At 50.1% G+C, this 611-nt stretch carries 6 tRNA genes; all 6 read right to left on the bottom strand.

The window, feature by feature from the left end:
* Positions 1-34: 34 nt before the first annotated feature.
* A tRNA-Ile gene (locus HMPREF2818_RS07080) sits at positions 35-108 on the bottom strand.
* A 19-nt stretch (positions 109-127) separates the two neighbouring features.
* Positions 128-201 (bottom strand) — tRNA-Met (locus HMPREF2818_RS07075).
* Positions 202-216: 15 nt separating this feature from the next.
* Positions 217-290 (bottom strand) — tRNA-Pro (locus HMPREF2818_RS07070).
* 7 nt (positions 291-297) lie between these two features.
* Positions 298-371, bottom strand: a tRNA-Arg gene (locus HMPREF2818_RS07065).
* Positions 372-382: 11 nt separating this feature from the next.
* Positions 383-467 (bottom strand) — tRNA-Leu (locus HMPREF2818_RS07060).
* 8 nt (positions 468-475) lie between these two features.
* A tRNA-Gly gene (locus tag HMPREF2818_RS07055) sits at positions 476-547 on the bottom strand.
* Positions 548-611 lie beyond the last annotated feature (64 nt).

The raw sequence follows: 611 nt of genomic DNA, 5'->3' as shown, positions 1-611 counted from the left end.
CGGACTTGGGTAATCCTCCATATAACAAAAAATATGGACCTTGTAGGACTCGAACCTACGACCGCTCGGTTATGAGCCGAGTGCTCTAACCAGTTGAGCTAAAGGTCCAAAGTCTCAATAAAATAAATAGCGGCGGAGGGGATCGAACCCCCGACCTCCCGGGTATGAACCGGACGCTCTAGCCAGCTGAGCTACACCGCCATAAAAATATATCCATCGGGAAGACAGGATTCGAACCTGCGACACCTTGGTCCCAAACCAAGTACTCTACCAAGCTGAGCTACTTCCCGAAAAATATGCACCCTAGAGGAGTCGAACCTCTAACCGCCTGATTCGTAGTCAGGTACTCTATCCAGTTGAGCTAAGGGTGCTAAATATTATATGCCGAGGACCGGAATCGAACCGGTACGATGTTTACCATCGCAGGATTTTAAGTCCTGTGCGTCTGCCAGTTCCGCCACCCCGGCCTCTAACAAGCGAACGACGGGGTTCGAACCCGCGACCCTCACCTTGGCAAGGTGATGTTCTACCACTGAACTACGTTCGCACTAAAGACACTATTTATCCTATAAAATTGTAATGCCGGCTACATGACTTGAACACGCGACCCT

The sequence above is a fragment of the Streptococcus sp. HMSC076H09 genome (assembly GCF_001811765.1).
Lineage (GTDB): Bacteria > Bacillota > Bacilli > Lactobacillales > Streptococcaceae > Streptococcus > Streptococcus agalactiae.
The sequence above is the reverse complement of the archived record's forward strand: the minus strand, read 5'-3'. Positions and strand labels throughout refer to the sequence as shown.